Annotated in this window: 29 protein-coding genes; 14 read left to right on the top strand and 15 right to left on the bottom strand. The window is 62.7% G+C overall.

Annotation, left to right across the window (positions count from 1 at the left end; translation table 11 throughout):
• Nucleotides 1–124 precede the first annotated feature (124 nt).
• On the top strand, nucleotides 125–397 hold the full coding sequence (locus FJW06_RS21500) for a hypothetical protein (RefSeq protein WP_140754366.1): 273 nt from the start codon (nucleotides 125–127) through the stop codon (nucleotides 395–397).
• Nucleotides 398–491: 94 nt separating this feature from the next.
• Here the strand turns inward: FJW06_RS21500 and FJW06_RS21495 are convergent, their stop codons facing one another.
• The 3 genes from FJW06_RS21495 to FJW06_RS21485 all read right to left on the bottom strand — a co-directional run bounded on the left by FJW06_RS21495 (nucleotide 492) and on the right by FJW06_RS21485 (nucleotide 2,829).
• Nucleotides 492–731 carry a hypothetical protein gene (locus FJW06_RS21495; RefSeq protein ID WP_140754233.1) on the bottom strand — a complete coding sequence of 80 codons (240 nt, stop codon included), beginning with the start codon at nucleotides 729–731 and terminating at the stop codon, nucleotides 492–494.
• A gap of 57 nt (nucleotides 732–788) precedes the next feature.
• On the bottom strand, nucleotides 789–1,967 hold the full coding sequence (locus FJW06_RS21490; RefSeq protein ID WP_140754231.1) for a zinc-dependent alcohol dehydrogenase: 1,179 nt from the start codon (nucleotides 1,965–1,967) through the stop codon (nucleotides 789–791).
• A 76-nt stretch (nucleotides 1,968–2,043) separates the two neighbouring features.
• Nucleotides 2,044–2,829 carry an SDR family NAD(P)-dependent oxidoreductase gene (locus FJW06_RS21485; protein WP_140754229.1) on the bottom strand — a complete coding sequence of 262 codons (786 nt, stop codon included), beginning with the start codon at nucleotides 2,827–2,829 and terminating at the stop codon, nucleotides 2,044–2,046.
• A 162-nt stretch (nucleotides 2,830–2,991) separates the two neighbouring features.
• Between FJW06_RS21485 and FJW06_RS21480 the strand changes: the two genes are divergently transcribed.
• Nucleotides 2,992–3,198, top strand: a complete 207-nt coding sequence (locus FJW06_RS21480; RefSeq protein WP_140754227.1) for a hypothetical protein — start codon at nucleotides 2,992–2,994, stop codon at nucleotides 3,196–3,198.
• 242 nt (nucleotides 3,199–3,440) lie between these two features.
• Here FJW06_RS21480 and FJW06_RS21475 read toward each other — a convergent pair whose 3' ends face one another.
• A complete protein-coding gene (locus tag FJW06_RS21475; RefSeq protein WP_140754364.1) occupies nucleotides 3,441–3,758 on the bottom strand; it encodes a hypothetical protein in 318 nt (105 codons plus the stop codon).
• 138 nt (nucleotides 3,759–3,896) lie between these two features.
• On the opposite strand from FJW06_RS21475, the gene FJW06_RS21470 reads away from it, so the two are divergent.
• From FJW06_RS21470 to FJW06_RS21455, 4 genes are all read left to right on the top strand, one after another.
• Complete coding sequence (locus FJW06_RS21470; RefSeq protein WP_140754225.1) at nucleotides 3,897–4,391, top strand: hypothetical protein; 495 nt, start codon at nucleotides 3,897–3,899, stop codon at nucleotides 4,389–4,391.
• Nucleotides 4,392–4,416: 25 nt separating this feature from the next.
• Nucleotides 4,417–4,683, top strand: coding sequence for a hypothetical protein (locus FJW06_RS21465; RefSeq protein ID WP_140754223.1), 267 nt, complete (start codon nucleotides 4,417–4,419; stop codon nucleotides 4,681–4,683).
• A gap of 11 nt (nucleotides 4,684–4,694) precedes the next feature.
• Complete coding sequence (locus tag FJW06_RS21460; RefSeq protein WP_140754221.1) at nucleotides 4,695–5,057, top strand: response regulator; 363 nt, start codon at nucleotides 4,695–4,697, stop codon at nucleotides 5,055–5,057.
• A 210-nt stretch (nucleotides 5,058–5,267) separates the two neighbouring features.
• On the top strand, nucleotides 5,268–5,699 hold the full coding sequence (locus FJW06_RS21455) for a hypothetical protein (RefSeq protein WP_140754219.1): 432 nt from the start codon (nucleotides 5,268–5,270) through the stop codon (nucleotides 5,697–5,699).
• A 53-nt stretch (nucleotides 5,700–5,752) separates the two neighbouring features.
• Here the strand turns inward: FJW06_RS21455 and FJW06_RS21450 are convergent, their stop codons facing one another.
• Nucleotides 5,753–6,325 carry a response regulator gene (locus FJW06_RS21450; protein ID WP_246674766.1) on the bottom strand — a complete coding sequence of 191 codons (573 nt, stop codon included), beginning with the start codon at nucleotides 6,323–6,325 and terminating at the stop codon, nucleotides 5,753–5,755.
• 262 nt (nucleotides 6,326–6,587) lie between these two features.
• Here FJW06_RS21450 and FJW06_RS21445 point away from each other — a divergent pair, with 262 nt between their 5' ends.
• On the top strand, nucleotides 6,588–6,800 hold the full coding sequence (locus FJW06_RS21445; RefSeq protein WP_140754215.1) for a hypothetical protein: 213 nt from the start codon (nucleotides 6,588–6,590) through the stop codon (nucleotides 6,798–6,800).
• A 16-nt stretch (nucleotides 6,801–6,816) separates the two neighbouring features.
• On the top strand, nucleotides 6,817–7,419 hold the full coding sequence (locus FJW06_RS21440; RefSeq protein WP_140754213.1) for a diguanylate cyclase: 603 nt from the start codon (nucleotides 6,817–6,819) through the stop codon (nucleotides 7,417–7,419).
• Nucleotides 7,420–7,581: 162 nt separating this feature from the next.
• Here the strand turns inward: FJW06_RS21440 and FJW06_RS21435 are convergent, their stop codons facing one another.
• On the bottom strand, nucleotides 7,582–7,785 hold the full coding sequence (locus FJW06_RS21435; protein WP_140754211.1) for a DUF2934 domain-containing protein: 204 nt from the start codon (nucleotides 7,783–7,785) through the stop codon (nucleotides 7,582–7,584).
• A gap of 145 nt (nucleotides 7,786–7,930) precedes the next feature.
• Between FJW06_RS21435 and FJW06_RS21430 the strand changes: the two genes are divergently transcribed.
• Nucleotides 7,931–8,245 (top strand): hypothetical protein, encoded by a 315-nt coding sequence (locus FJW06_RS21430; protein ID WP_140754209.1) that lies wholly within the window; start codon nucleotides 7,931–7,933, stop codon nucleotides 8,243–8,245.
• Between the two features lie 165 nt (nucleotides 8,246–8,410).
• Here FJW06_RS21430 and FJW06_RS21425 read toward each other — a convergent pair whose 3' ends face one another.
• The 4 genes from FJW06_RS21425 to FJW06_RS21410 all read right to left on the bottom strand — a co-directional run bounded on the left by FJW06_RS21425 (nucleotide 8,411) and on the right by FJW06_RS21410 (nucleotide 12,900).
• Complete coding sequence (locus FJW06_RS21425) at nucleotides 8,411–8,668, bottom strand: hypothetical protein (protein ID WP_246674765.1); 258 nt, start codon at nucleotides 8,666–8,668, stop codon at nucleotides 8,411–8,413.
• Nucleotides 8,669–8,873: 205 nt separating this feature from the next.
• On the bottom strand, nucleotides 8,874–9,077 hold the full coding sequence (locus FJW06_RS21420; protein ID WP_140754205.1) for a hypothetical protein: 204 nt from the start codon (nucleotides 9,075–9,077) through the stop codon (nucleotides 8,874–8,876).
• 54 nt (nucleotides 9,078–9,131) lie between these two features.
• Nucleotides 9,132–11,123, bottom strand: coding sequence for a protein-L-isoaspartate(D-aspartate) O-methyltransferase (locus tag FJW06_RS21415; RefSeq protein ID WP_140754203.1), 1,992 nt, complete (start codon nucleotides 11,121–11,123; stop codon nucleotides 9,132–9,134).
• Nucleotides 11,124–11,139: 16 nt separating this feature from the next.
• Complete coding sequence (locus tag FJW06_RS21410; protein WP_140754201.1) at nucleotides 11,140–12,900, bottom strand: thiamine pyrophosphate-dependent enzyme; 1,761 nt, start codon at nucleotides 12,898–12,900, stop codon at nucleotides 11,140–11,142.
• A 1,317-nt stretch (nucleotides 12,901–14,217) separates the two neighbouring features.
• Here FJW06_RS21410 and FJW06_RS21405 point away from each other — a divergent pair.
• Complete coding sequence (locus FJW06_RS21405) at nucleotides 14,218–14,481, top strand: hypothetical protein (protein ID WP_140754199.1); 264 nt, start codon at nucleotides 14,218–14,220, stop codon at nucleotides 14,479–14,481.
• Nucleotides 14,482–14,769: 288 nt separating this feature from the next.
• On the opposite strand, the gene FJW06_RS21400 is transcribed toward FJW06_RS21405, so the two are convergent.
• The 3 genes from FJW06_RS21400 to FJW06_RS21390 all read right to left on the bottom strand — a co-directional run bounded on the left by FJW06_RS21400 (nucleotide 14,770) and on the right by FJW06_RS21390 (nucleotide 16,929).
• Nucleotides 14,770–15,369: a hypothetical protein gene (locus FJW06_RS21400; protein WP_140754197.1), complete on the bottom strand. Its 600-nt coding sequence runs from the start codon at nucleotides 15,367–15,369 to the stop codon at nucleotides 14,770–14,772.
• A 14-nt stretch (nucleotides 15,370–15,383) separates the two neighbouring features.
• Entirely contained in the window at nucleotides 15,384–16,112 is a 729-nt protein-coding gene (locus FJW06_RS21395; protein WP_140754195.1) for a DUF4142 domain-containing protein, read from the bottom strand.
• A gap of 304 nt (nucleotides 16,113–16,416) precedes the next feature.
• A complete protein-coding gene (locus FJW06_RS21390; protein ID WP_140754362.1) occupies nucleotides 16,417–16,929 on the bottom strand; it encodes a ferritin-like domain-containing protein in 513 nt (170 codons plus the stop codon).
• Between the two features lie 227 nt (nucleotides 16,930–17,156).
• Here FJW06_RS21390 and FJW06_RS21385 point away from each other — a divergent pair, with 227 nt between their 5' ends.
• The 3 genes from FJW06_RS21385 to FJW06_RS21375 all read left to right on the top strand — a co-directional run bounded on the left by FJW06_RS21385 (nucleotide 17,157) and on the right by FJW06_RS21375 (nucleotide 19,240).
• Nucleotides 17,157–17,372, top strand: coding sequence for a hypothetical protein (locus FJW06_RS21385; protein ID WP_140754193.1), 216 nt, complete (start codon nucleotides 17,157–17,159; stop codon nucleotides 17,370–17,372).
• 12 nt (nucleotides 17,373–17,384) lie between these two features.
• Nucleotides 17,385–17,981, top strand: coding sequence for an isochorismatase family cysteine hydrolase (locus FJW06_RS21380; protein ID WP_246674764.1), 597 nt, complete (start codon nucleotides 17,385–17,387; stop codon nucleotides 17,979–17,981).
• A gap of 338 nt (nucleotides 17,982–18,319) precedes the next feature.
• Nucleotides 18,320–19,240 (top strand): hypothetical protein, encoded by a 921-nt coding sequence (locus FJW06_RS21375; RefSeq protein ID WP_140754191.1) that lies wholly within the window; start codon nucleotides 18,320–18,322, stop codon nucleotides 19,238–19,240.
• Nucleotides 19,241–19,338: 98 nt separating this feature from the next.
• Here FJW06_RS21375 and FJW06_RS21370 read toward each other — a convergent pair whose 3' ends face one another.
• Together FJW06_RS21370 and FJW06_RS21365 are read right to left on the bottom strand one after the other, a co-directional pair.
• Nucleotides 19,339–20,409 carry an HWE histidine kinase domain-containing protein gene (locus FJW06_RS21370; protein WP_140754189.1) on the bottom strand — a complete coding sequence of 357 codons (1,071 nt, stop codon included), beginning with the start codon at nucleotides 20,407–20,409 and terminating at the stop codon, nucleotides 19,339–19,341.
• On the bottom strand, nucleotides 20,409–21,152 hold the full coding sequence (locus tag FJW06_RS21365; protein WP_140754358.1) for a Crp/Fnr family transcriptional regulator: 744 nt from the start codon (nucleotides 21,150–21,152) through the stop codon (nucleotides 20,409–20,411). The genes FJW06_RS21370 and FJW06_RS21365 overlap by 1 nt, the downstream gene beginning before the upstream one ends.
• A 147-nt stretch (nucleotides 21,153–21,299) precedes the next feature.
• Here FJW06_RS21365 and FJW06_RS30380 point away from each other — a divergent pair, with 147 nt between their 5' ends.
• Nucleotides 21,300–21,800, top strand: coding sequence for a hypothetical protein (locus FJW06_RS30380; RefSeq protein ID WP_210238986.1), 501 nt, complete (start codon nucleotides 21,300–21,302; stop codon nucleotides 21,798–21,800).
• The last annotated feature ends 55 nt before the right edge of the window (nucleotides 21,801–21,855 follow it).

Below are 21,855 nucleotides of genomic sequence, written 5' to 3'. Positions count from 1 at the left end.
CTTCAACAAAGTTCCCGCCGCGGGAGCTTACGCAGCTTGGACAGGGCTGTGCACCCGCTGGAACATTGCCTGCCGGCTGCTGTTAGGACCGCTCACCAACCGTCGCTGCGAGAAAGGGAAATCCATGTCCGAGGCCAAGACGACCACCGATCATGACGAGATCCGGAAATGGGTGGAAGAACGGAAGGGCCGACCGGCCGTCGTTCGCACCAAAGGCGAAGGCGGCATCCTGCGCATCGATTTCGGCGAGCCAGAAGACACGTTCGAGGCGATCGAGTGGGACGAATTCTTCCGCATTTTCGACGAGAACGATCTCGCCTTCCTGCATCAGGATAAAGCCGGCAGCGGCGGAACGAGCCGCTTCAACAAATTCGTCGAGCGCAGCCGAAAGAGTTGACAGCCAAGGAAAGTGTCATGGCGCCGTTGCAGGGACCGGAGACCATGCAAAGGTGCCGCGACGGCGGTCAGGCTGCGGCATTTGTTCGTCCCCCTCAATCGAGCGGCTTGTCCGTCGGCCTGGGCGTCTGCCCAGCCTCGCGGCGCCGGCCGGCGTTGCGGTTGGCAACCCGGTTGTCGAGCGGCGAGGACGAGGGCTGCCCTGCGCCGGCGGTCTTTGGCGTAGTCGGTCTCGCGCCCGCATCGCTGTTCTGCGCATCGCGACGCGGATGCGGAAGCCCTTCGGGATCGGGCGACTTGACTGCAGGCTTGGAGGTGTCTTTCGGTTGCGTCATTGCGAACCTCCCTGGTTTGGTTGACGCTACAAAGCGGCGCCCGAGATGCACGCCCGATCAGCCGTGCGGGCGCATCACCACTTTGATGCAGCCGTCCTGCTTGTCGCGGAATGTCCTGTAGAGGCTGGGTCCGTCTTCAAGACCGGCGCGGTGGGTGATGACGAAGGATGGGTCGATCTCGCCTCTCTCGACCTTTTGAAGGAGCGGCTCGAGATAGCGCTGGGTGTGGGTCTGGCCCATGCGGAATGTCAGCCCCTTGTTCATCGCCGCACCGAAGGGAATGTGATCCACCAGGCCGATATAGACGCCGGGCACCGAGATGGTGCCGCCCTTGCGGCAGCAATAGATCACCTCGCGCAGCACATGCGGCCGGTCGGTGCCGAGATAGACGGTGGCCTTGGCCTTGTCGAGCATGGAATCGGATGTTGCGGTGGCGTCGGCCTCCGTGCCGACGCAGTCGATGCAACTGTCGGGGCCGCGACCGTCGGTCATGGCCATCAGGGCATCGTAAATATCGGAATTGCTGAAATCGAGCGTTTCCGCCTTGCCGTAGTCGTGCGCCATGGCGAGCCGTTCCGGCACCTTGTCGATAGCGATGACGCGGCCGGCGCCGAGCATCCACGCGCTCTGGATGGCAAACTGGCCGACCGGTCCGCAACCCCAGATGGCGACAGTGTCGCCTTCCTGGATGCCGGCGTTTTCGGCCGCCATGTAGCCGGTCGGAAAGATATCGGAGAGGAAAAGCACCTGCTCGTCATCGATGCCGTCGGGCACCTTGATGGGGCCGACATCGGCAAACGGAACGCGCAGATACTCGGCTTGTCCTCCCCAATAGCCGCCGACCAGATGCGAATAGCCGAACAGGCCCGCGGGCGACTGGCCCATAACCTTGGCAGCCTGCTCGGCGTTGGGGTTCGACCGGTCGCAGAGCGAGAACAGGCCGTTCTGGCAGAACCAGCACTCGCCGCAGGAGATGTTGAAAGGCACGACGACACGATCACCTTTCTTGAACTTCGTGTGGGCGCGGCCGACCTCCACCACTTCGCCCATGGTTTCGTGGCCCAGTACGTCGCCCGATCTCATCGTCGGCATGTAGCCGTCCATCAGATGCAGGTCCGAGCCGCATATGGCGCAGCAGGTGACCTTGATGACGATGTCGCGATCGTTCTCGATCGTCGGATCGGCGACCTGATCGCAACGAATGTCGCCTTTGCCATGCCATGTCAGGGCTTTCATCGGGATTGTTCCTATGAATTGTGGGTCCTATTTGTGCGGCGGACTGACGCTGAGCAGGAATGTTCCCGGATCATTTTCAGCCATCTTTTGCGGAGCCGGGCTCGGCCATCTCGCGGTGCTGTTCGGCCAGTGTGCCGGCCGGCGTGACATGGGCGGCGGCGACCTGCGTCTTGTTCTTCCAGCCGCTGATGACCTGTTCTTCGCCCGCCATCAAGGCATCGTAGCCGTCTTTCGCCACGTCTGCGGGGTTGTCCTTCTCCTGCGTCCCGACCTCGGTGTCCATCATGTCGGCGCGCTCGAAGAAGCGTGTCTGCGTGGCCCCCGGCATCAGCACGGTCACGCTCACGCCGCTGTCTTTCAGCTCATGGCGCATCGCGATGGCGAAGGAATCGATGAAGGCCTTGGTGCCGTTATAGACCGCCTGGAATGTACCCGGCATGAAGCCGGCAATGGAGCCGGTGAACAGGATCCGGCCGCGACCGCGCTCCACCATTTTGCGGCCGAGCTTATGGGCGAGATAGACGGTGCCGGTGATGTTGGTGTCGATGACGCGGCGTGCCTCGCTCCAGTCCTGGTCGACAAAGCCTCGGCCCAGGCCGCGCCCCGCATTGAGGAAAAGAAGATCGATGTCGCGATCGCCGATTTTGGCGATCAATCTCTCGGCGCCGTCCTCGCTTGCAAGGTCGGCCTCCACTGCGTCGACCGAGACGCCATGTGATTGGAGCGCCTCGGCGGCCTGCTCGATGGCAGGCTCATCGGCGACAATGACGAGATCGTAGCCGTCCTTGGCGCAGAGTTTCGCGAGCTCCTTGCCGATGCCGCTCGAGGCGCCGGTGACGACCGCCAGTTTCCCGTTTCCCATTCGATCCTCCTGGGTCGTTCGGCCGAACATCCGGTTTGACCGAATGTTCCTCGGGCGGGAGGATTTCGGCCAAGGAGGATTTGCGCGCGGTCGATTGCAATGCGGTCGGCCGAGGGAACCGCGTGGGCGCTCAGGCTGTTGGATCGGCAAGGAGCAATGGCCATGGGACTCTTTTCCGACCTGAACAAGAAGCTGGCCGAGAACCTATATGCTCATGGAAGCTATCTGAGCGATCCGGGCGCCGACCTGCCGCGGCGGGTGGAGGAAACGGTCGATCTGCTTATGCCCTTCGTGAAGCCCGAAGCGCGGGAAACGGTGAGGCTGCAGATCCTCGGCATCATCCACGAGCATATCTTCGACGAGGAGTGACTCCGGCGATCGTTCGATCCCGGAGACACTAGCCAGCGGGGGCTCTGTCACCCCGAACGTCGGGATCCGCGCTGCTTTTCGGCTTCGCGCAGCACCCGCACAATGGCGTCGACTGGAGAGGGGGGCGTTGTTGGCTGTGCTTTCCAGCGCCACAGATGGCGAAACAAACTTCTCAAGCTTGGCATCGCAATAACCTCCTTGCGCTATCAAACCTCGGGTGGCGAATGAGGTTCCTTCCATGCCTAGCGCAAGGTTGCCGCGAGCAGAAAGGCGACTGCGGCCAGGACAACCAGCGCCACGATGACCAGGACCGGCCCGTTCCTGCGCGGCTCCAGGTCGGGCGCGTTCTCCGGCGGTCGCATCGCATTGGCAAAGCTCGCTTGGTTGGTGAAGTTCGGTTTACGTGGCTCGACCGGAGCAGAGGAAGTCGGGACAGCGCCGGCTTCGGCATCCGCTTCCAGCGGCGCTGCCGCCGGGTCGAATCCGGGAGTCTTGTCCTGTGTCCTGCCGGCCTGAATTTCGCCGCGGGCCTCGGCGGATGGGCGTTGCTTGGGTGACATTCGGCGCTTCCTTTTTTCCCAAACCTGCATCCGGCCCCGCTGTTCCAATCCAGCCGAGTTCGGCGCGCTCATCGCTCGGACGGAACTTTCGGATCAGGGAAGCTTTGTATCCTGGAATAGCAGGACACGGAGGCAGAAATGCAAGTTCTCGACACAACCGTACATGCAAGTCCCAAAGGCGCGACAGTCGAGTTTCTTGGCGAGGGCGGGGAAAACATCGCTGTCACCATGGTTGTGTCCGACCCGTTGCTCGGCGACGCCGCGCTGATCGATCGCGCCAGAGAGATGATGCTTCAATGCGCCGCGTTCGGCGGCCCCGCAGAACGAGACGGACCGGGCGGGAAGGTGAACGCAGGCCGGCCTGAGATCGAGCGGCCAAGCGATGGAGGCCAGGGTCCGTACACATTCGAATACCGCGAGGGTGGCACTGTGAGGCGGCTTGAGAGCGTCGAGTTGCCCGACCTCGAAGCTGTTCGCCATGAAGCGCTGCGCTCGGCGATCGACCTGCTCGACGATGCGGCTGAGCCCCATCAGGGCGACTGGGCGGTTCGGGTTCGTGGCGGCGACGGCGCTGTCGTCGCGTCCGTCGATTTCGAAGAAGCAAGGCAGGAAAAGGCAATGGCCGCAATGTGAGGGAGCGCCGCGTCTGTGAAAGGTAATGATGATGATGAATTCCCTCATGTCACTGCACGCGCTCGCGAGTTCACGGGGCGATGGGCTCAGACCGGAGTTTCTTCGTCTCTTCGAGGCGCGCGCCGCCTTGTTGGGCCCCGAAATTGTAGAACTCCGTTTCGGCAAGGAGCAGGCGGGCCCCAATCCCATCGGCGGCGCCGCAACCGGGCCGCAGAAAAACATCCTGCGCTTTCCCGGCGGGCACGATGAGAACAATCGCGAGCCCCGGCCGAGGAGGGGCATTATACGCTGACGGAGGTGGAAATGCGTGCGCCCTTGGCACTGATCATCGAAGACGAGTATCTGATCGCGTCGGACGTGGCGAATGGCCTGAAGGAGCGCGGTTTCGAGGTGGCCTGTGTGGCGTCGGAGCGGGCAGCCACGGCTTGGCTGGACGACCACAAGCCGGACCTGGCTATCATCGATATCCAACTGCTCGACGGCCAGCGTGGCCTCGCCGCCGCCCGCCTTAAGGCAGCCGGCGTGCCTTTCGTCGTCCATTCGGGCTATGATCCGGAGTTCCAGTCGCCGATCTTTCACGGCGCACCTTATCTGCCCAAGCCGGCACCGATCCCGCATCTGATCGAAATAGCGAGCCAATTGGTAAGCGATCGCGCCGAACCATAGACGAGCCTGTCTGCCGTCGCAAAAGATGGCTGGAACATAGGAGATCGCTGGCAGTTCGGGTTCGCTTCAGACGCCGTGCCAGGCGTCTGTTGAAGACGGGTGGGCAACACCTGGTCGGCCCGCGCCTGTCCCTCGCAGGCGTGGGCTTCAGGTCCGGCAACTTGCCGCGCCGCGATGCGGATGCGCCGCCAAGAACCACAGGAGACAGCAATGAAGCATCAGACCTCATACGAACTTCAATCGGTGGCGGTCGTCGACCGGCTCGGATTGATTCCTCTTGCAACGAGAACGCAACGGATCGAGCGGTGGGCGGAACTGCTGGACCGCAATCCGCAGCGCTGCCTCTCGGCACTGACGGGCACCGAATATGTCGATCCGGGGGTTCGCGAGCGGGTGCGGGCGGACGGATCGCCGCTCGCGGTTGCGTTCGATGATCCGCTGCTGCGCGCCGCCGGATTGCGTTCGGATACCTATGGCGAGGCGAAGCGCTTCTTCGAACTCTCCGATTGGCAATTGCATGACATCGTCTGCAGCTGCCATACCGGCGCGACGATGCAGGCAAGCTGGGCCGCCGCCCGGGTTCGCCGGATCATTAGAGGCAACCCGATCCTCGGCTGGCTCAGAAGCCGTTTCACCCATTGAGACAGACTGGTCGCCCGGCGAACGCAGGTCGCCGGCGGCTCTGTTATCTATGATCAATGCAGCAAGGAGGCTCCGCGCAACTGCGCTATCCTGCGCATGATGGTGTTCAGCCAGTCGGCGATGGACGAGCCCTCCGGCCTTTTGTCTAAATCCTCAAGCGCCTGTTCCAAAGTATGCTCGACAAGGCGATCGGAAGCGCCGGCATCGTCCAGCAGCAGGCGTGCGGTGAGCCGGAGCTTGGGCAGCAGCGCGACGACGTCCTCTATCGCGGATGCCGGCTGCGCAATAGTCACTGGCTCTGTGGAGGGCTCCGGGAACAGCGCATCGACGACGGCGGCGCGGTTCGACGACTTGCTCAGGCTACTTGCAAAACGCAAATGCTCGGGGATGGCGATCTCGTCATATCCGCTGAAGAAGACGAAGGGCACGTTGCGCAGCATTAGTTCGTCCGCAACCGGGAAAACCTTACGGCCGTGCAGGTCAATGTCCAGGATCGCGGCCTCAGCTGCCTTTGCATGCAGTCTGGCCTGCTCCACCGTCGCCACCGGCCCGAGAATAATGGCTCCCAAGTTGGCGAAGAAGGTCGCCAGATCGCTAGCGAGCAGCCACTCGTCTTCCGCGATCAAGAGGTGAAGTCCCCTGAGGTTTCGCACACGAGTTCCTTCAGTTCGCGTTCCGACGTGGTGAGGCCGCAGTCGTAGACCATGCCGCGCCGACACCGGAGCGCATGACAATGAGGTCGCAGGGAAGCCAGATGTTAGAACGCGGCGACAGGTTAACTGTTCCGGCCGTTCGCCGCATGCGCTTCGATCCGGTCTGACACGCGTGGAACCATTCCGCCGGCCTGCGGTTCGGCACGAGGCGGGAGCCCGGCCGGGAACCATGATCATGACATCGCACGGCGAAGCCTCCAGGGACGACAACGAGCACAGGGACGACAACGAGCATGAGAATGCCGAACGCGTCCGCGACCTCGCGGAAAGAGCAGGAATCCCAAGCGGATTGGCGCTGTCGCTGATCCTGAAATACGGCAACGATCCGGATGTGCTCGATCGTGAGGCGGCAAAGCTGAAGCGCGATGCGGAGAACGCCGGCAGATAGGAGCAGGAGCTGCCTCGTGCTGGCCGATCCGATGGCCCTCATCCTGATGTATTTCGTCCTGCCGGTTTGGCTGATCGCGGGCTTTGCCGACTGGCTCTGTCATCGTGCGACCCACATCGAATCCACGACCGGCGCCAAGGAATCGCTGATCCACCTCCTGATGTTCGTCGAGGTCGGTATCCCATTGCTTGCGGCCATGTTCCTCGAGGTGAACGCCCTGGTCATCGCTGTTATGATCGTCGCTTTCTTCGCCCATGAAGCGACGGCGATGTGGGACGTGCGCTACGCGACCACGGCGCGCACGGTCGGACCGATCGAGCAGCATATCCACAGCTTCCTGGAAATGATCCCGCTGATGGGCCTGGTCAGTGTCGTGTCTTTGCATTGGGGTCAGTTTCTGGCGCTGTTCGGAACTGGAACCGAGAGGGCGCGCTTCGACCTCGCCTGGAAGCAGGAGCAACTGCCGGTGACATATGTCGCCATCGTCATGATCGTCATCGCGCTGTTCGAACTGCTGCCCTATGTGGAGGAGTTCTTCAGAGGCCTGCGCGCCAATGCAGGCCGGCTCGTGCCCGCCAAGGCCAGGCGGCGTGAGCCCGACGATACCGCCATCCGGTGAGGTGTACGTCCCCTTCTCAGCCGTTCTGGTCGATCGCGTGCGGCGATGGCTGCTGGGCACCGCCGGCAGGACGCCCGCCGTTGTGGCCAGCCCAAACCCAGAGGGCGACCAGAACGATCACCAGAATACCGAGCCCAATTGCAATACGACGCATCTGCGGCTTCACCGGCCTGCCCGGTTGGCGGCCGGGTCCGAGCCGACGCCAACCGCGGGATCGGGTGTCACCGGACCGCGCTCGGCTTCCGAACCTTCCGACTCGATCTCTTGGACGGCCTGATCCCAGTGTTCCTGCTGGCGGCCCTCGGGGCGGCCTTCCCGCTCCCATATCTCATGGGCGCGTTGCCTGATGCGTTCTTCCCTGTCCATGCGTGGCTCCTCTTGCGGCTGAGCTGCACTGCCTGCGCCTAATCGAATGCCGGAAGGATTGTTCCCTCGGCAGCTTGGCTCGGGCTGCGGAGATGGAACGCCGTCCTCGCACCGGTGTTATCTTCCATCCAACCGGAGATGAATCATGAAGGACATCCAGAACCGCCGCGAGACCGGCGCCAGGAAATATCCGGCGAACACCGGTCCGGATCCGAGCGACGAATTTTCACAGGACGCCGCCAGCAACGACAAACCTCACGTCGATCCAGGCCTCAGCCGCAAACAGGGCGAGGTCGAGGACAAGACCCATCAATCGGACGGCCGCAATCCGCCCCGGCCGCCGACGCCAAGCCCGGCGACCGAAAAGAGCTCAGGCGCTGGCCCGGCAGTCGCAGAGCATTCCAAGGACGCCAAGGCGCCCAGGAGCGGTCGTCAGCCCGGCGCCTATGTGAAGGAATGAACGCGCTGCCGACGTCGTGGAACATAGCTATGACTTCTAAGTTCGGAGACTGGCCGCCGTCGGCGATCCGGCGGCGGCTGACCGCGGGACGTGGCCGGGCCGGCACTGTCGCAAGGCCGGAGGCCCGCCTTCCGGACGTGCCTCCGGCCGCGTAAAGGCTAGCGTTTACTTGTTGCAATTCTGCGTGTCGGACGTGGTGTTCCCGCTGGCCGTGTTGTTCTGGATGTCGTTTCCGGCTGCGTCCTTGCACCGGTCGCCGATGCCGCCGGACCCGTTTGTCGTCGTGCTGTTTGTAGCATTCGGATCGACCGTGCCGCCATTGCCGTTGTTGTTCATGCCGTTGGTGCCGGTCGTGGCGCCTGTGTTGTTGGTGCCGGTCCCGGTGCCGCCGGTCCCAGTACCGGAACCGCTTGATTGGGCCATTGCGGATGTAGCCAAGACAATTGCGACGGCCGAAGCCGAGAGAAGCTTAATCATGGGGAAGTCTCCTGTGTGATCGCCTGATTGCGATACGTTTCAAACAAGAGACTCCTATCAATGTTCCAATTGAGCTATGCGCGAGTTGTGATTTGTTTGCTGTTCGTTTGTGAAAGATGCAACGTTGTGTCTAACGTAAGAACGAACGGATTTATTTGTTGGTGCGGACTTTCTGGCGCGGGTTGATTCCGCCCGCGGAGGTGGTGTCGTTTTCGACATCTCCCTCAACGGTGTTCTCGCCGTGCTCCAATTCGTCGCCTTCCTTGATGGTGCCCTTGGAGGTGCCGATGCCGGGATCGTTCGCCATGTCGGCGTTGCTCGGTTTTTTCGATTTCGGGTGCTGGTTTCCACTCATGGCTGTTCCTCGCTATGTTTTTCCGAACCCGGGGAGGCTCCGAAGGTTCCAGTGTCAAACGCCGAACGGATAGGTGTCGGGCACGCCTTCAGCCGCGTGCTCGGGTCCGAGCGGCGTGACTGCGCTGGTTTCATCGAACCAGACGAAGGCGTCGAACTGCCGGGCCAGCGAAGCGTCGGCATAGTGGCTGTGCAATTCGGTTTCCGGCCGGTAGATCACGCCGATGAAGCGCTCCAGACGGCGCTCGGTCAGACGGTCGCGCAGCTTCGGGTCGCGCCCGAGGTCAAGCAGGAACCGGTCGATGCCGGCGTCGTGGCAGAGCCGCTCGTAGCTGTCCTCGCGCGAAGGCCGCACCGACTTAATTTCCATCTCGCCGTCCCAGTCGGTTGCCGCGGCGACAGTGCCTGTATGCGTGCCGAGACCGATGAGCGCCGCCGCATTGCCGAAGCGCTGGCGGCAGAGCTGGCCGATATTCACTTCCTCGCGCGAGATACCCATTTCGGTGTAACGCGCGTCGCCGATATGGGAATTGTGCGCCCACACCACGGCTTTGGCGTTCGGTCCCCGCGCGTCGAGAATGCGTTCCAGCGTTTCGAACATATGCGTGTCGCGCAAATTCCAGGATTGCGATCCGCCATAGTACATGGTGCGGTAATAACGCTCGGCGGAGGCGACGAGCCGGGCGTTCTGCGCAGCGTCGAAAAGTTCCTCGCCGTCCTCGCCGGCATGATCGAGCTGCCTTGCAAGCAGGTCGCGGCATTGTTCGAGGACAGCTTCCTCGCATTCGCGATAGCCTTTGGTCAGCGCGGCCCGGGCATAGGTCGACGGTTCGGTCTGCCACGGCGTCAGGCAGCCATAGCGCTCCCGCGCAACCCTTGCCGCTTCCGGGTCGACGCGGTCGAGATACTCCAGGACGGCGGCGATCGAGCCGCGCATGTTATAGATATCGAGGCCATGGAAGCCTGCTTGCGGCTGGAATGCCTTGACCTTGTCATTGTGCCCGCGCAGCCATTCCACGAATGCTGCGACCTCGGTGTTGCGCCACATCCAGGTCGGAAAGCGCTGGAAGGGTCGCTCGGCGCCGGGCGAGGCGCCGCGGCCGCGGACATAGCGGTCGATCGCGGCGGCATCGGGCCAATCGGCCTCGACCGCGACGATCGTGAAGCCGTGCCTCTCGATCAGCCTTTTGCTGATTGCCGCGCGCGCCCGGTAGAATTCGGACGTGCCGTGGCTGGCCTCGCCGAGCAGGACGACCCGCCGGTCCGCGAACCGGTCGAACGCTTCGGCAAAGCCGGGGTCGTTGAGGTCGGGCAGCGGCTCGGCGGCTGCGGCGATCATCTCCGGCAGGCTGCGCGGGCGGGCAAGCGGGGTCGTTCGGACAGTCGCCGGGCGGCTTTCCTCGCGCCAGCCCTGTTCGCCGATCAACGGGACGAAGCGCACCCCGCCGAAATCCTCCTCGCTGTAAGTCGATGCGCCGGTGCGGGTTACCTTGAGCAAACGCTGCTCGTCCGGATCGTCGCCCACGGGAATGACCAGCCTGCCGCCGACATCGAGCTGCTGCTGCAGGGCCAGCGGCGCGCCCGGTCCGCTCGCCGCGACCACGATGGCATCGAAGGGCGCCGCTTCGGGCCAGCCCCTTGTGCCGTCACCGGCCCGGACTTCGATGTTGCCGTAGCCTAGCTTTTGAAAGCGCCGTCGCGCCGCCTCGGCCAGCTCCGCATGCCGTTCGATCGTATAGACATGGTCGACGACGCGGCTCATGACCGCGGCTGCGTAGCCGGATCCCGTGCCGACTTCGAGCACTTGGTCGCCCGGGCGAATCTGCGCCATTTCCAGCATGAAGGCGACGATGTAGGGCTGCGATATCGTCTGCCCTTCCGCGATGGGCAACGGTCCATCTTCATAGGCGAATTCTTCATAGCCAGGATCGACGAAGGCTTCGCGCGGAACCTCCCGCATCGCCGCCAGGATTTCCCGATCGTGGATGCCGCGACGACCGAGATGAACGTCGACCATCCGACGGCGCTCGCGGGAAAGATCGAGCATGTGAATGTCCTCCGTCCTATTCTCCGGCTTCCATCATCGTCTTGGCGGGCTCGCGGGCGACGTTTTCCTCGATCTCGCCGCGACCCGGAGTCTGCGGCAGCGCCTTGCGGAAGTTCTCAGCGTAGTCGGGTGGCATTTTCGGCGGCATCATCGGTTCATAGGCGTCGACCAGTGCCTCGATGATCACCGGGCCGCTGGTGGCGAACGCCTGGGCAAGCACGCGCTCGACATCATCCGCCCGCTCGACGCTGAAGCCTTTTCCGCCCATCGCCTCAGCGGCCTTGGCGAAATCGATCGGCTGCAGCTCGCAGCCGAATTGTGGGTTACCGAGAAACATCATCTGTTCCCAGGCAATCTGGTTCAGCATGTTGTTCTTGATGACCAGGAGTTTCAGCGGGATGCCGTAGCGCACCGCGGTGGAAAACTCGCCGAGCTGCATGGCAAGGCCGCCGTCGCCGACAATCGCCGCGATCGGGCGGCCCGGAAAGGCAATGCCCGCGGCGATCGCATAGCTGAGACCGCAGGACATGGAGGCAAGCGTGCCCGAAACGCCGAAGGCCTGCCCAGCGCGAAGGTCGACATGGCGAGCGGCGAGTTCCGTGTTCTGGCCGGAATCGGTCGCCAGCACCGTGTTTTCGGCGAGGTGTTCGCCGAAGGCGCGCGCGATGCGTTGCGGCTTGAGCGGATGGGCCAAGCCGTCTTCGGACTGACGCATCATCTCGCGCCATTTTTGCATCGAGCTTTGTGCCGCCGCCAGGAATGCGCCGTCGTCCTTCTGCTTCAATCGCTTATTGAGGGCGCGCAAGGTCTCGGCTGCGTCGCCGACCAGACCGGCCTCGACGGGGAAGCGCAGTCCGATACGCTGCGCATCGCAATCGATCTGGACGCCACGGGCTTTGCCTGGTTGCGGATAGTACTCGATATAGGGGAAGGTCGATCCGATGATCAGGATGGCGTCGCATGTCTCCATCGCCTCCTGCGACGGCAATGTTCCCAGGATGCCGATGCCGCCCGTGGTGTGGGGATGGTCGTCCGGCAGCACCGCCTTGCCGAGCAGCGCCTTGGCGATCGGCGCCTGCAGCAGCCGCGCGGTCTCTTCGAGTTCCGCCGCCGCGCCAATCGCCCCGCGTCCCGCCAGGACCGCCACCCGCCCCGCGTCGTTGAGAAGGGCCGCGGCCTTGTCCAACTCGGCATCTTGGGCGAGACAGTGAGGAGCAAACATGTCCTGCGGCGTGTGTGCTGGCCGGTTGCGCTTGGAACGTTTGGCCGCGTCGGCGGGCTGTTCCTGGATATCGCTGGCGATCGAAAGATGGGCGACGCCCTTGCGGGCGAGCGCCGTGCGGCAGGCGAGGCTCGCCACGTTCTCCATGTGCGCCGCGTCCGAGACCTGGACGTTGTAGACGCTGACGTCATTGAAGACGCGGGTGAGATCGACATCCTGCTGCGTGAATGTCTCGATAAGATCATGAAACTGCATGCCGGTGATTGCCAGCACCGGCGCCTGGTCGAGCTTGGCGTCGTAGAGGCCGGTCAGAAGATGGGTGCCGCCGGGCCCGGACGTTGCGAGGCACACCCCAAGCCTGCCTGTCCATTTGGCGTAGGCGCAAGCCATGAACGCGGCCGACTCCTCGTGCCGCACCTGGATGAAGGATATCTTGTCCTGGTTTTTGCGCAGCGCCTCCATGACGCCGTTGATGCCATCGCCGGGAAGGCCGAAGACGACCTCGACGTTCCAGGCAATCAAGGTGTCGACGAGGATTTCGGCTGCAGTTGGCATGGCGAGACTCCGCTGTTGCTGCCGAACCAGCAAGGTTGCGGTTGGTTCCCTCACGGGATCGGGCCGGGCCGACAGCCACGGGGACCAACCCGATTGCGCAGGATTGGGCGGCCACTGCAGTGTGGTGCCCTTGAGGAGGCGGCTGGAGGGATTCCTGGCCGACCCCGGCAGGCGAAGGGAAGTTCGCCGGTCCAGCGGACGGGCGAAGCAGGAACCTTTTCTCCGTCAGTGGGTTAGAGGGAAGGCATTAACCCATGTTAGGGCACGGCCGTGGCACGGAAAGTTCGTGAAGCACTGAGATCGGAACTGTCCGAGACAACAACGCCAAAACGCGAAACGATCGTCGCGTTGGAGGCGCTGAGGGTCGAGGACGCGCCTTCCCGAATGCTCGAACTGGCGCGAAGGCTCGACACCGCGATCGCGTTACGTGCGCGCAAGTCCCGTCCGAATTGACTTTCAACTGACGACATCGCGCCGACCCGGAACAATTAGGACCGGCATCTGTTCGCCTGTAAAACCTTCCATGGGCAATCGGATGAAGAGCCTTATTCAAAGCCTGATGGCCGAGTTCCTGCCGCGCTGGTGGCGCCGAAAATCCCGCATCCCGGCGCCGAGAGAGATGCTCGCTCGTGCATCCTCGCGAGCGACGCCGAACCGTTCCCAGGCAAGCGGAGCAGGGGAAGAACCGGACGCCGTTCCAAGATAGCTCAAGCCCGGGCATGCCCCGCCGTACCGGCTAAAACAATCGCCCTCGATTGCTCGTTCGGCAACATCATTTCAGCGAGCACAAGTGACACCGGCAATGCCGAAGAAAGCCTCCCCGGCCGACGCTGCAGCCGGGGCTGAGATTCATGACCAGAAACTTGTCCGCGGCAATGGCGGCGAATTGCATCAGATGGCCGAAGGCGAGGTCGAGGTGTAGACGACGGCGCTTGGAACTCCAGCCGATTCGGACGAGGGACTCCTCGAGCTCACAGGCGGCGGTTCCGCGCGCTCGTTCGTCGAGGCATGCCGCAAGCTGCGGCTGTGGGCGAGAGGGCGCCGTCAAAACTCTGAGGTGTTCATCCGACCCCGTTAGCAGCGCAGGAATTTTGCCGGAACATTTGGAGCGCCTGCCGGTTTGGGAGAAGATCGCCCTCCCTCCAGCGATCCAGGGTCCCATCAAGGCCCAAGGCCCGTTGCAGCATGCAGGCAGCGGGCCTTCTTCGTATCCGGAGATTCCATTACGGCGAGCCTCCCGAAACCGGCACAACGGGAACAAGCGGGATGTATTCCGGGTTTCTTTCGAGAGAGAGGAACCGTCAATAGGAGGCCGCAATGAGCGAGGCTATGACCACCTCAAATCACGAAGTGATCCGAGCGTGGATCGAGGCGCGCGAGGGCAGGCCTGCCGTCGTCGCGGCGCCGGGGAAGGCCGCGACGCTGCGGGTCGATTTCGGCGCGAGCGATGAAGATCTTAGGCCGATCGAATGGGAAGATTTCTTCAAAGTCCTGGAGGACAACAACTTGGCGTTCGTCCACCAGGATATGACCGCTGAGGGCATCACCAGCCGCTTCAACAAATTCGTCCCGCGCGAGTAGGATCCGGGAAGTCAGGACGTCGCCTGTTACTGAGCGCCTGGCATCTTGCTGGCGTCCCGAGGGTTCTTCGTAATGCCGGCAGCTGGCGAGGTGTCCTGCGGTGCATTCCCGCCCTGGTTTTGTTCGGGTGTGCGTTTCCATGGCGCCGAAGACGAGCCGCTGTCGACCTCAATGAAGGCCCAGTAACAAAGCGCCATGACAACCAACAGCAGTAGCAGCGGCAAAAGCACCCGTCTCATGTCGAACTCCCGACGGACTTTGCTGTTGCACCGCAGGCGCTGCCGACGCTCATGCTTCCCGCCGTCGCGCGGCCTCGCGCTCGACATCCTCAGCCGAATAATCTCCGGCAGCCGGGTCGAAGGCTGCCCATCCGCCCGCCTGGTATTCACTGCGGCGGTCGGGGATGTTGACTGACGCGGAACTGCGGAGAACTTCCTGGGCTTCCGAGGCGAGGTCGTCCTCGACGCGGGCCGTCACCAGCGTGCCGCCGCGGCGGACGCCTTCGGCATAGACATGCGCGTCTTCCTCCGGCACGCCGGCATCCGTCAGGCTGCCGATGATGCCGCCAGCGGCGCCGCCCACAACCGCTCCGGCGACGGCGCCCGCGGCTGTCGCCGCCAGCCAGCCGGCCGCGACCACCGGCCCGACGCCCGGTATTGCCATGGCGCCCAGGCCCGTTGCCAGACCGCCGGCGCCACCCACGACCGCGCCGATGCCGGCACCGCTTGCGGCGTCTTCGGAGGCCGAGGATTGCGTGTTTCGGTGCCAGCCACGGGCGTTGTTGGCCATGATGCTGATGTCGGATGGCGGGACGCCGGTGGACTCCAGCGCGCCCACGGCGTCAGCGGCGTCGTCGTAGTCGTCGAACAGAGCGGTGATCGTTTGCATGTCGGTTCTCCTGTCTACTGTTGGCCGGCAAAGACGTTGCCCTGATAGTCGAGCGCAACGGGGGTGCCCTTGCCGTCCTTCGTCGCCTGGCCGCGCCAGATGCCCTGTTCGTCCTTGGCGAGCGCCGAGACGTCAGCGTAGCCGGCATCCTGGATGCGCTTCTTCGCCTGCGCTTCGGTGAAGCTGTTCGCGCCGGGCACAGGAGCGGGTGGCTTGGGCGTCGATGCGGATTTGACCGCGGGCATGCCCGCGCTGGCGCCGGCGATCTTCTCGATCATGTCCCGATGCATCTTCAGCGTCGGCAGCGTCTCCGCCGCGAAAGATTTGAGGGCGGGATTGTCTCCATCCTTGGCGTATGCCTCGAACAGACCGACCGCATCCGCATGCGCGCTTCGCTGCATCTCGACATATGGCTGGTCCAGCGACGCGGTGGTGCTCTGCAATCGTTCCAGATCGCTCTTGTGCGCGGCGTCGGTTTGCGTCGGTACCCGCAATTTCTCCTCGCCGGCGATCTTCTGCAGCTTGGCGTTCGCCGCGCCGTGATCGGCAATCATCCGCTTGGCGAAATCCTTGATCTGCTGATCCTTCGCGTTTTCCTGCGCGATCTTGCTCGAATCCACTTCGAACATCCCGCCGATGGCAGCCTTGTCGACGAAGGTCTGCGCGTCGTCGGCCGCCCAGGCCGGATGGCCAAGCATCAACGCGGCGGCGGCCAATGGAATAAGCAACATCGGCTTGCTCATGGTTAATGGCTCCTTTGCTCCTGGGTGCGACCGAACCGCCATTGCGGGCCTTTTGTTCCCGGACAGGCTTTTGGCGGTTCCCGTTGGGCAAAATGAAACCCGCCAGGGTGTGGCCTGGTGGGTTCCTGATCGATTGGCCGAGGCGAAGGGCCATCAATCGGTAGGAGAGGAGTCGGTGAATTCGTCGATGAGTTCGGCCCTTCACCCCGAACCGGAATGCACGGACAAGTGCGGCGGCGAGTGTCGCCATGTCTTCAGCGAGAAGAAAGCCATTCGACCCGAGACGCGTGAGGCTTTCACAAGATCAGGCAGCCTCCGCCGCCACGTTGACCGCTCCTTCGGCAAGCTCGGTGAGCGCGGCGTCCGTCTCTTTCTCCTCGTTGAGCGTCTTGTCCAGCAAGGTGACTGCTTCGGTCAGGCCGAGTTCCTGCGCCCAGGTCTTCAGCGTGCCGTAGCGCGAGATCTCATAGTGCTCCACTGCCTGGGCGGCCGCCAGCAGACCAGCGTCAAGCGATGGCGAACCCTTATATTCTTCCATGATCTCGGCGCCTTCCTCGGTGATCCCCATGATCGCCGCGCAAGTCTTGCCCGCGGGTTTCTTGTCGATGACGTCGAAGACTTCCTCCAGGCGCGCAACATGTTCCTCGGTTTGGTCGCGGTGCTTTTCGAACGCTGCTTTCAATGCCTCGTCCTGAGCTGCCCTGGCCATCTTGGGCAGTGTGGTCAGGATCTTCTTCTCGGCGAAATAGATGTCCTTGAGCGTGTCGTGGAACAGTTCGTTGAGACCTTTTTTCGAGTCTGATTTTCTTGCCGGCATAATGCGCCCTCCTGGTGAGTGTTGATGGCAACCAACTTCATGCCGGGCGACTTGTTCCACATAAAATTTTTCTCGCATGGGAAGCGGAAACATCATTTGTAGTTGCGCCGGGCAAGAGCCCCCGCCGCCGCAAGCTCTCCTTTAGAAAAGCGCGGCAGATGCCCGGCCAGATGGAACGGATAGCTCCCGATCGAGTTAGCGGCAGACAAGTGACCGGGACATTCACAATGGAATTTACTGCCGAAAATCTCTCACCCGAAATCGCCGAGCGGGAACGGTGCGCGGCCATGGCCGAGGCACAGGCGATGGAATTCGAGCGCAACAAGATGTATCCGATCGCACGGGCAATGCGCGCCTTGGCCCGCCGCATCAAAGAGTCCACCCTGTCGCGGGATTTCGACGCGCGAACTGCTTCTCGCGATATCGGACGCGCCGCGGTTTAATGGCAAAATACCTTGGCAGCGCTCTCACCGATCTCGGCGAAAGCCGTCCATATTTGCGTAGACATGCAGCAGATGTTCGCGCCGCCGGGGCCTTGGGCGGTCGAATGGTTGCCGATAATCCTGCCACAAGTTCACAGGCTGGTGCGCAAGCGACCCGAAGCCACGATCTTCACCCGGTTCATTCCCGCGCTGAATCCGGGCGAGGGCCACGGCCAGTGGAAGCAGTACTATGAGCATTGGGCCGACATGACGATCGCAAGGGCCGGCAAGGAGATGGTCGAACTGCTGCCCGAGCTTGCCATCTATATCCCGCCGGCGCGTCTGTTCGATAAGCCGATCTATTCACCTTGGCTGAGCGGCGAACTGGCTCGCGTGCTTCAATCGGAAGGCGTCGAGGAGGTCATCGTCAGCGGCGGCGAAGCCGACATGTGCGTTCTGGCGACGCTGCTCGGTTCCATCGATCTCGGCTATCGAACGATCCTGGCGGAGGACGCCATTTGCAGCACCTCCGACGAGGCCTACGAAAACATCCTGAAACTCTTCACCAAGCGGTACTCCCATCACGTCGAGGTTGCGCCGGTGGAGGCAATCCTCGAAAGCTGGCATTGACCGCATCCGAGATGTCGACACCGGCATTTTGACCGGGATCGCTCGTTGAATTCTGCGGGAACATCTCACTGCAACCTCAGTTCGGTCGGCGACGGCGCACACCGCGTCCCGATGCGCCGTCTCGGGCCGCAAGCGTCCGATCGAGGCCCGCCCGTTCACCCTATACGGGCGGGCTCTGCTCGTTGGTGGAACGAAAGCCGAATCCGGGAATTACATACAGGCATCTGGATATTATTTGCAGGAGGAAGAAATGGGACGAGGTATTCTGCTCTGGTTGCTCGGTGTTCCGATCCCGATCATTATCCTTTTGATGCTTTTCGCCCGTTAGGAGCCCGACGATGACCAATGCCTTTTCCGCGGTCGATGAACCGGCCGCGATTGAAACGTCGAGCTCCGCGGTCAGTTGGGGTCCCATTGTGGCCGGCGCTTTTGCGGCAGCCACCCTTACAGTCATCCTGATGCTCGTCGGCTCCGGGCTTGGCTTGACCATGATGTCGCCCTGGGGCAGCGCGTCCCTGACTACATTTGCGGTCTCGACCGCGATCTGGCTCGTCATCGTGCAATGGCTCTCATCCGCGCTGGGCGGCTATATTGCCGGGCGGCTCCGTACCAAATGGGTCAACGTCCACACCGACGAGGTGTACTTCCGTGATACCGCGCATGGCTTCCTCGCCTGGGCCCTGGCTACCTTGCTGGTGGCGACCGTCCTTGGTTCGGCGATATCTGGGATTGTCGGCGCGGGCGCCCAGGCCACGACCGGCTTGTTGAGCGGCGCCGCCACCGGCGCAGCTTCGCAGGCCGCGTCGGCGCAGTCGCCATCCGCCAATGAGATGGCCGGATACTTCGTCGATTCGCTGTTCCGGCCGGCCGACAACGCGGCCGTTGCGGCGCCTCCCGCAAGTGGCGCGCCCCAGAACAACGCGGACACCGCGGCCCAAGCGTCACGAATACTAGCGGTCAGCGCCGCGAACGGGGAAATGAGCGCGGACGACAAGGCTTATCTGGCCCGCCTGGTAGCGTCGCGTACGGGTCTTCCACAAGCTGATGCGCAGAAGCGGGTCGACGACGTCTTGGCGCGGGTCGAGGATGCCAAGAACAAGGCCAAGGCGGCTGCCGATAAGGCTCGCAAGGCAAGCGCCACGACCGCGCTGGTCGGGGCTTTGTCTCTCGTGATCGGCGCCTTCATCGCGGCCGTCGCCGGAGTGCTTGGTGGCCGCCAGAGGGACGAGGACGAGGCTCGCTTCTTGGGAACCGGCTGAGGGATATCGCCACGCCTGGAGCATTCCAGGAAAATGCGAGCCGCTTTCCTTTCGGAATTGCGTTATAGCGGCAATCCAGCCGCCGATAGTCCGCGATGCTACTGGCTGCCGATGGCCTCAAGCGGTATGGCAGCCATGAAATTAAGACCGCTCGGAGCGATCCGCAAGTCCACCGTCGCTCCGAGCTCGTAAGGCAAGGTGTGCTCCAGCACCTCCAGACCGAAACCGCGCCGCTCAGCGGGCCTGAAATCATGAGGACTGTTTTCGGTCCATGCGAAGCGGAGCGTGTCGTCTTCCAGCTGCCATTCGATGTCGATGCAGCCCGCGCGACTTGAAAGCGCTCCGTACTTCAGCGCATTCGTCGCCAACTCGTGAACGGCGAGCCCCATTGTCTCGGCGGCCTTCGGCGCCAGGGCTACGGGCGGGCCTTTGATCGTCAGGTTTTCGCCTTCCCGGCCACCTGCGGCGCGCAATTCTTCCGCGACGATCGACGCCAGATTGATGCCGATGGACGGGCGACGCGTAATGGCTGCCTGCACGCGGGCGAAAGCGTTGATGCGACCCTCCAGATGAGCCGCCGCCTCGTCCAGCGATTGGCTCTTTTCCATCGTACGCCGAACGATAGAACGGATCACGGCCAGCGTGTTGCGCACATGATGCTGCAATTCAGCGAAGCGCGCCCGCTGCCGTTCCTCGGCTTCCCGCTGACGCGTGATGTCCTGGCCGACGCCACCGATATGCGCGACTTTTCCCGCTTCATCGCGCATCGGAAAATCGGCATCGCGCAGCCAGCGTATCTCGTTGTCGGCCGGCCGGCATATGCGGTATTCGAAGGTAACGCTTTCGCCCTCGCGAATGCGCTCGATCTGGCCCAGCACATGCTCGCGATCTTCGGGTACGATAAGATCCATCCAAGTGGCGAAGTTGTCGCCGGCCAAGGCCTGTTCACGGCTCATCCCGTAAATGGCATCGAAGGCGGGCGTGAGGTATTCCCACTGCAGCGTCTCGGCGTTGCGGATCCATAATACGTCCGAGGCGGCCTCTCCGAAATCCTGCAGGTTCTCCTCGCTCTGACGCAGTCGAGCCTCCGCACGCGCATGCTCGCGCATGGCCGCCTTGACATCGGCCAGACCGCGTTCAAGCGGCTTGTTGGGTGGGCCCTTGGACATCACTCCTCATTAGCATCGAGATGCCTGCCTTCGCGATCGAGATGCAGATAGTTGGGATTGAAAAGCGCGACATCCTGCAATGCCTGGAGATTGGGAATGGTGAGCGTCCTGTCCTTCAGCACAATGAGGTTCGAAGCGCGCAACTCCTGCAGCGTACGATTGACGTGGACCGTCGACATGCCCAGCGTCTCGCCCAACTCCGTCTGCGTCAACGGAAATTCGCAACTGCTATTGCTTGTGCAGCCGGCAGCCTCCAGCCGGATGAACAACTCGCATAACAGATGCGCCATCCGCTCGAGCGCATCGCGCTGGCCGAGGTTGACCGTCCACTCGCGCTGGATGGCAGCCGCGACGAGCGATTCCCACCACAGTGCCTGAGCGATGCGCGAGTGCCCGATCGTCATCTCGTCGAAGGCCGCGCGCGAAATTTCCGAAATGACGACTGGCGTGATGGCACCGATCGAGTGGTCCATCTCCTGGAGGATGAAGACGTTGAGATCGCATAGATCGCCGGGGAGGAAAAACGCAATGATCTGCCTGCGCCCGTCTTCGAGGGTCTTATAGCGGCAAGCCCAGCCCTCGTTGATCAAATTGATGAATTCAGGCTTCTCGCCTTCGTGGATAATGTCTTCTCGGGCGGAGAAACGCCGAACGCGTTGCGCCGCGATTTTGACCAGCATCTCCTTGTCGGCGTGCGAAAGCCGCGCGAATTTCTCGAGCTTGCGGATCAGAGGTCGCCTCATCCTTATCCTCTTGTCCCGTGATACACAGAATGATCCGGCAACGACCTTACCTATGTTAATGTCGAGCATGGCCGCCACCCCCCTCAAGGGAGGCCGACCCACGGACAAGAAGGTCGCCGGTGCTCGTGTCCTCGAAATGGAAGAGGAGTGTTTCTGCCACAGAATATCACCAAAGCGCTCGCTGCGCTCGGTCTGGCTATCATCGGCCCTGTCGCGACCAGCGATGAAGCGATGGATTGTCGGTCGGGATCGCGTCGACGCCGCCATCCTCAATCTGGACCTCACCGCAACCATCGACTTTGCCGCCACGGACGAATTGCTGCGACCGCGGCTGCAACCGACTTTCGCACCGCCTACGGCGCGAAAGTCGCAGGTGTGAAAGCTTACGATCCCACGGAACTGGCGCGTCACATATCGGAAATGACACGCCAGCCATTGCCGGCACCTTCCGACGCTGAGCGTTCGTCGCCGGGTCAGATGCTCATCAAGTCGAAGCTCACGGCATGGCCGTGCTTTACGGCCGATCGCGCGATCATGTTGCTCAATTGCGGGCTCTCCACCGAGCAATCCGGCATAACCGTCAAGATGGCACGAGCGGCCGCGGCCACCGACACCGGCGAGCGGTGCGAGGAGCGCGTTTCCATGTAATGTTCGATGAGTTCGTTGAGCCGCACAGGATGATACTTGATCACGCCGCAACCTC

The sequence above is a fragment of the Mesorhizobium sp. B4-1-3 genome, assembly GCF_006439355.1.
Lineage (GTDB): Bacteria > Pseudomonadota > Alphaproteobacteria > Rhizobiales > Rhizobiaceae > Mesorhizobium.
This window is presented reverse-complemented; position numbering and strand designations above follow the sequence as displayed.

What these genes read in the sequence shown, in the direction of transcription:
- FJW06_RS21485 (WP_140754229.1), bottom strand. Translation starts at nt 2,829, where the DNA reads ATGGGAAACGGGAAACTGGCGGTCGTCACCGGCGCCTCGAGCGGCATC.
- FJW06_RS21460 (WP_140754221.1), top strand. Translation starts at nt 4,695, where the DNA reads ATGCGTGCGCCCTTGGCACTGATCATCGAAGACGAGTATCTGATCGCG.
- FJW06_RS21475 (WP_140754364.1), bottom strand. Translation starts at nt 3,758, where the DNA reads ATGTCACCCAAGCAACGCCCATCCGCCGAGGCCCGCGGCGAAATTCAG.
- FJW06_RS21435 (WP_140754211.1), bottom strand. Translation starts at nt 7,785, where the DNA reads ATGGACAGGGAAGAACGCATCAGGCAACGCGCCCATGAGATATGGGAG.
- FJW06_RS21370 (WP_140754189.1), bottom strand. Translation starts at nt 20,409, where the DNA reads ATGTCCAAGGGCCCACCCAACAAGCCGCTTGAACGCGGTCTGGCCGAT.
- FJW06_RS21500 (WP_140754366.1), top strand. Translation starts at nt 125, where the DNA reads ATGTCCGAGGCCAAGACGACCACCGATCATGACGAGATCCGGAAATGG.
- FJW06_RS21455 (WP_140754219.1), top strand. Translation starts at nt 5,268, where the DNA reads ATGAAGCATCAGACCTCATACGAACTTCAATCGGTGGCGGTCGTCGAC.
- FJW06_RS21375 (WP_140754191.1), top strand. Translation starts at nt 18,320, where the DNA reads ATGACCAATGCCTTTTCCGCGGTCGATGAACCGGCCGCGATTGAAACG.
- FJW06_RS21395 (WP_140754195.1), bottom strand. Translation starts at nt 16,112, where the DNA reads ATGAGCAAGCCGATGTTGCTTATTCCATTGGCCGCCGCCGCGTTGATG.
- FJW06_RS21425 (WP_246674765.1), bottom strand. Translation starts at nt 8,668, where the DNA reads ATGGCCCAATCAAGCGGTTCCGGTACTGGGACCGGCGGCACCGGGACC.
- FJW06_RS21405 (WP_140754199.1), top strand. Translation starts at nt 14,218, where the DNA reads ATGAGCGAGGCTATGACCACCTCAAATCACGAAGTGATCCGAGCGTGG.
- FJW06_RS21490 (WP_140754231.1), bottom strand. Translation starts at nt 1,967, where the DNA reads ATGAAAGCCCTGACATGGCATGGCAAAGGCGACATTCGTTGCGATCAG.
- FJW06_RS21385 (WP_140754193.1), top strand. Translation starts at nt 17,157, where the DNA reads ATGGAATTTACTGCCGAAAATCTCTCACCCGAAATCGCCGAGCGGGAA.
- FJW06_RS21465 (WP_140754223.1), top strand. Translation starts at nt 4,417, where the DNA reads ATGATGATGATGAATTCCCTCATGTCACTGCACGCGCTCGCGAGTTCA.
- FJW06_RS21410 (WP_140754201.1), bottom strand. Translation starts at nt 12,900, where the DNA reads ATGCCAACTGCAGCCGAAATCCTCGTCGACACCTTGATTGCCTGGAAC.
- FJW06_RS21495 (WP_140754233.1), bottom strand. Translation starts at nt 731, where the DNA reads ATGACGCAACCGAAAGACACCTCCAAGCCTGCAGTCAAGTCGCCCGAT.
- FJW06_RS21415 (WP_140754203.1), bottom strand. Translation starts at nt 11,123, where the DNA reads ATGCTCGATCTTTCCCGCGAGCGCCGTCGGATGGTCGACGTTCATCTC.
- FJW06_RS21480 (WP_140754227.1), top strand. Translation starts at nt 2,992, where the DNA reads ATGGGACTCTTTTCCGACCTGAACAAGAAGCTGGCCGAGAACCTATAT.
- FJW06_RS21390 (WP_140754362.1), bottom strand. Translation starts at nt 16,929, where the DNA reads ATGCCGGCAAGAAAATCAGACTCGAAAAAAGGTCTCAACGAACTGTTC.
- FJW06_RS21430 (WP_140754209.1), top strand. Translation starts at nt 7,931, where the DNA reads ATGAAGGACATCCAGAACCGCCGCGAGACCGGCGCCAGGAAATATCCG.
- FJW06_RS21470 (WP_140754225.1), top strand. Translation starts at nt 3,897, where the DNA reads ATGCAAGTTCTCGACACAACCGTACATGCAAGTCCCAAAGGCGCGACA.
- FJW06_RS21400 (WP_140754197.1), bottom strand. Translation starts at nt 15,369, where the DNA reads ATGCAAACGATCACCGCTCTGTTCGACGACTACGACGACGCCGCTGAC.
- FJW06_RS21420 (WP_140754205.1), bottom strand. Translation starts at nt 9,077, where the DNA reads ATGAGTGGAAACCAGCACCCGAAATCGAAAAAACCGAGCAACGCCGAC.
- FJW06_RS21365 (WP_140754358.1), bottom strand. Translation starts at nt 21,152, where the DNA reads ATGAGGCGACCTCTGATCCGCAAGCTCGAGAAATTCGCGCGGCTTTCG.
- FJW06_RS21445 (WP_140754215.1), top strand. Translation starts at nt 6,588, where the DNA reads ATGACATCGCACGGCGAAGCCTCCAGGGACGACAACGAGCACAGGGAC.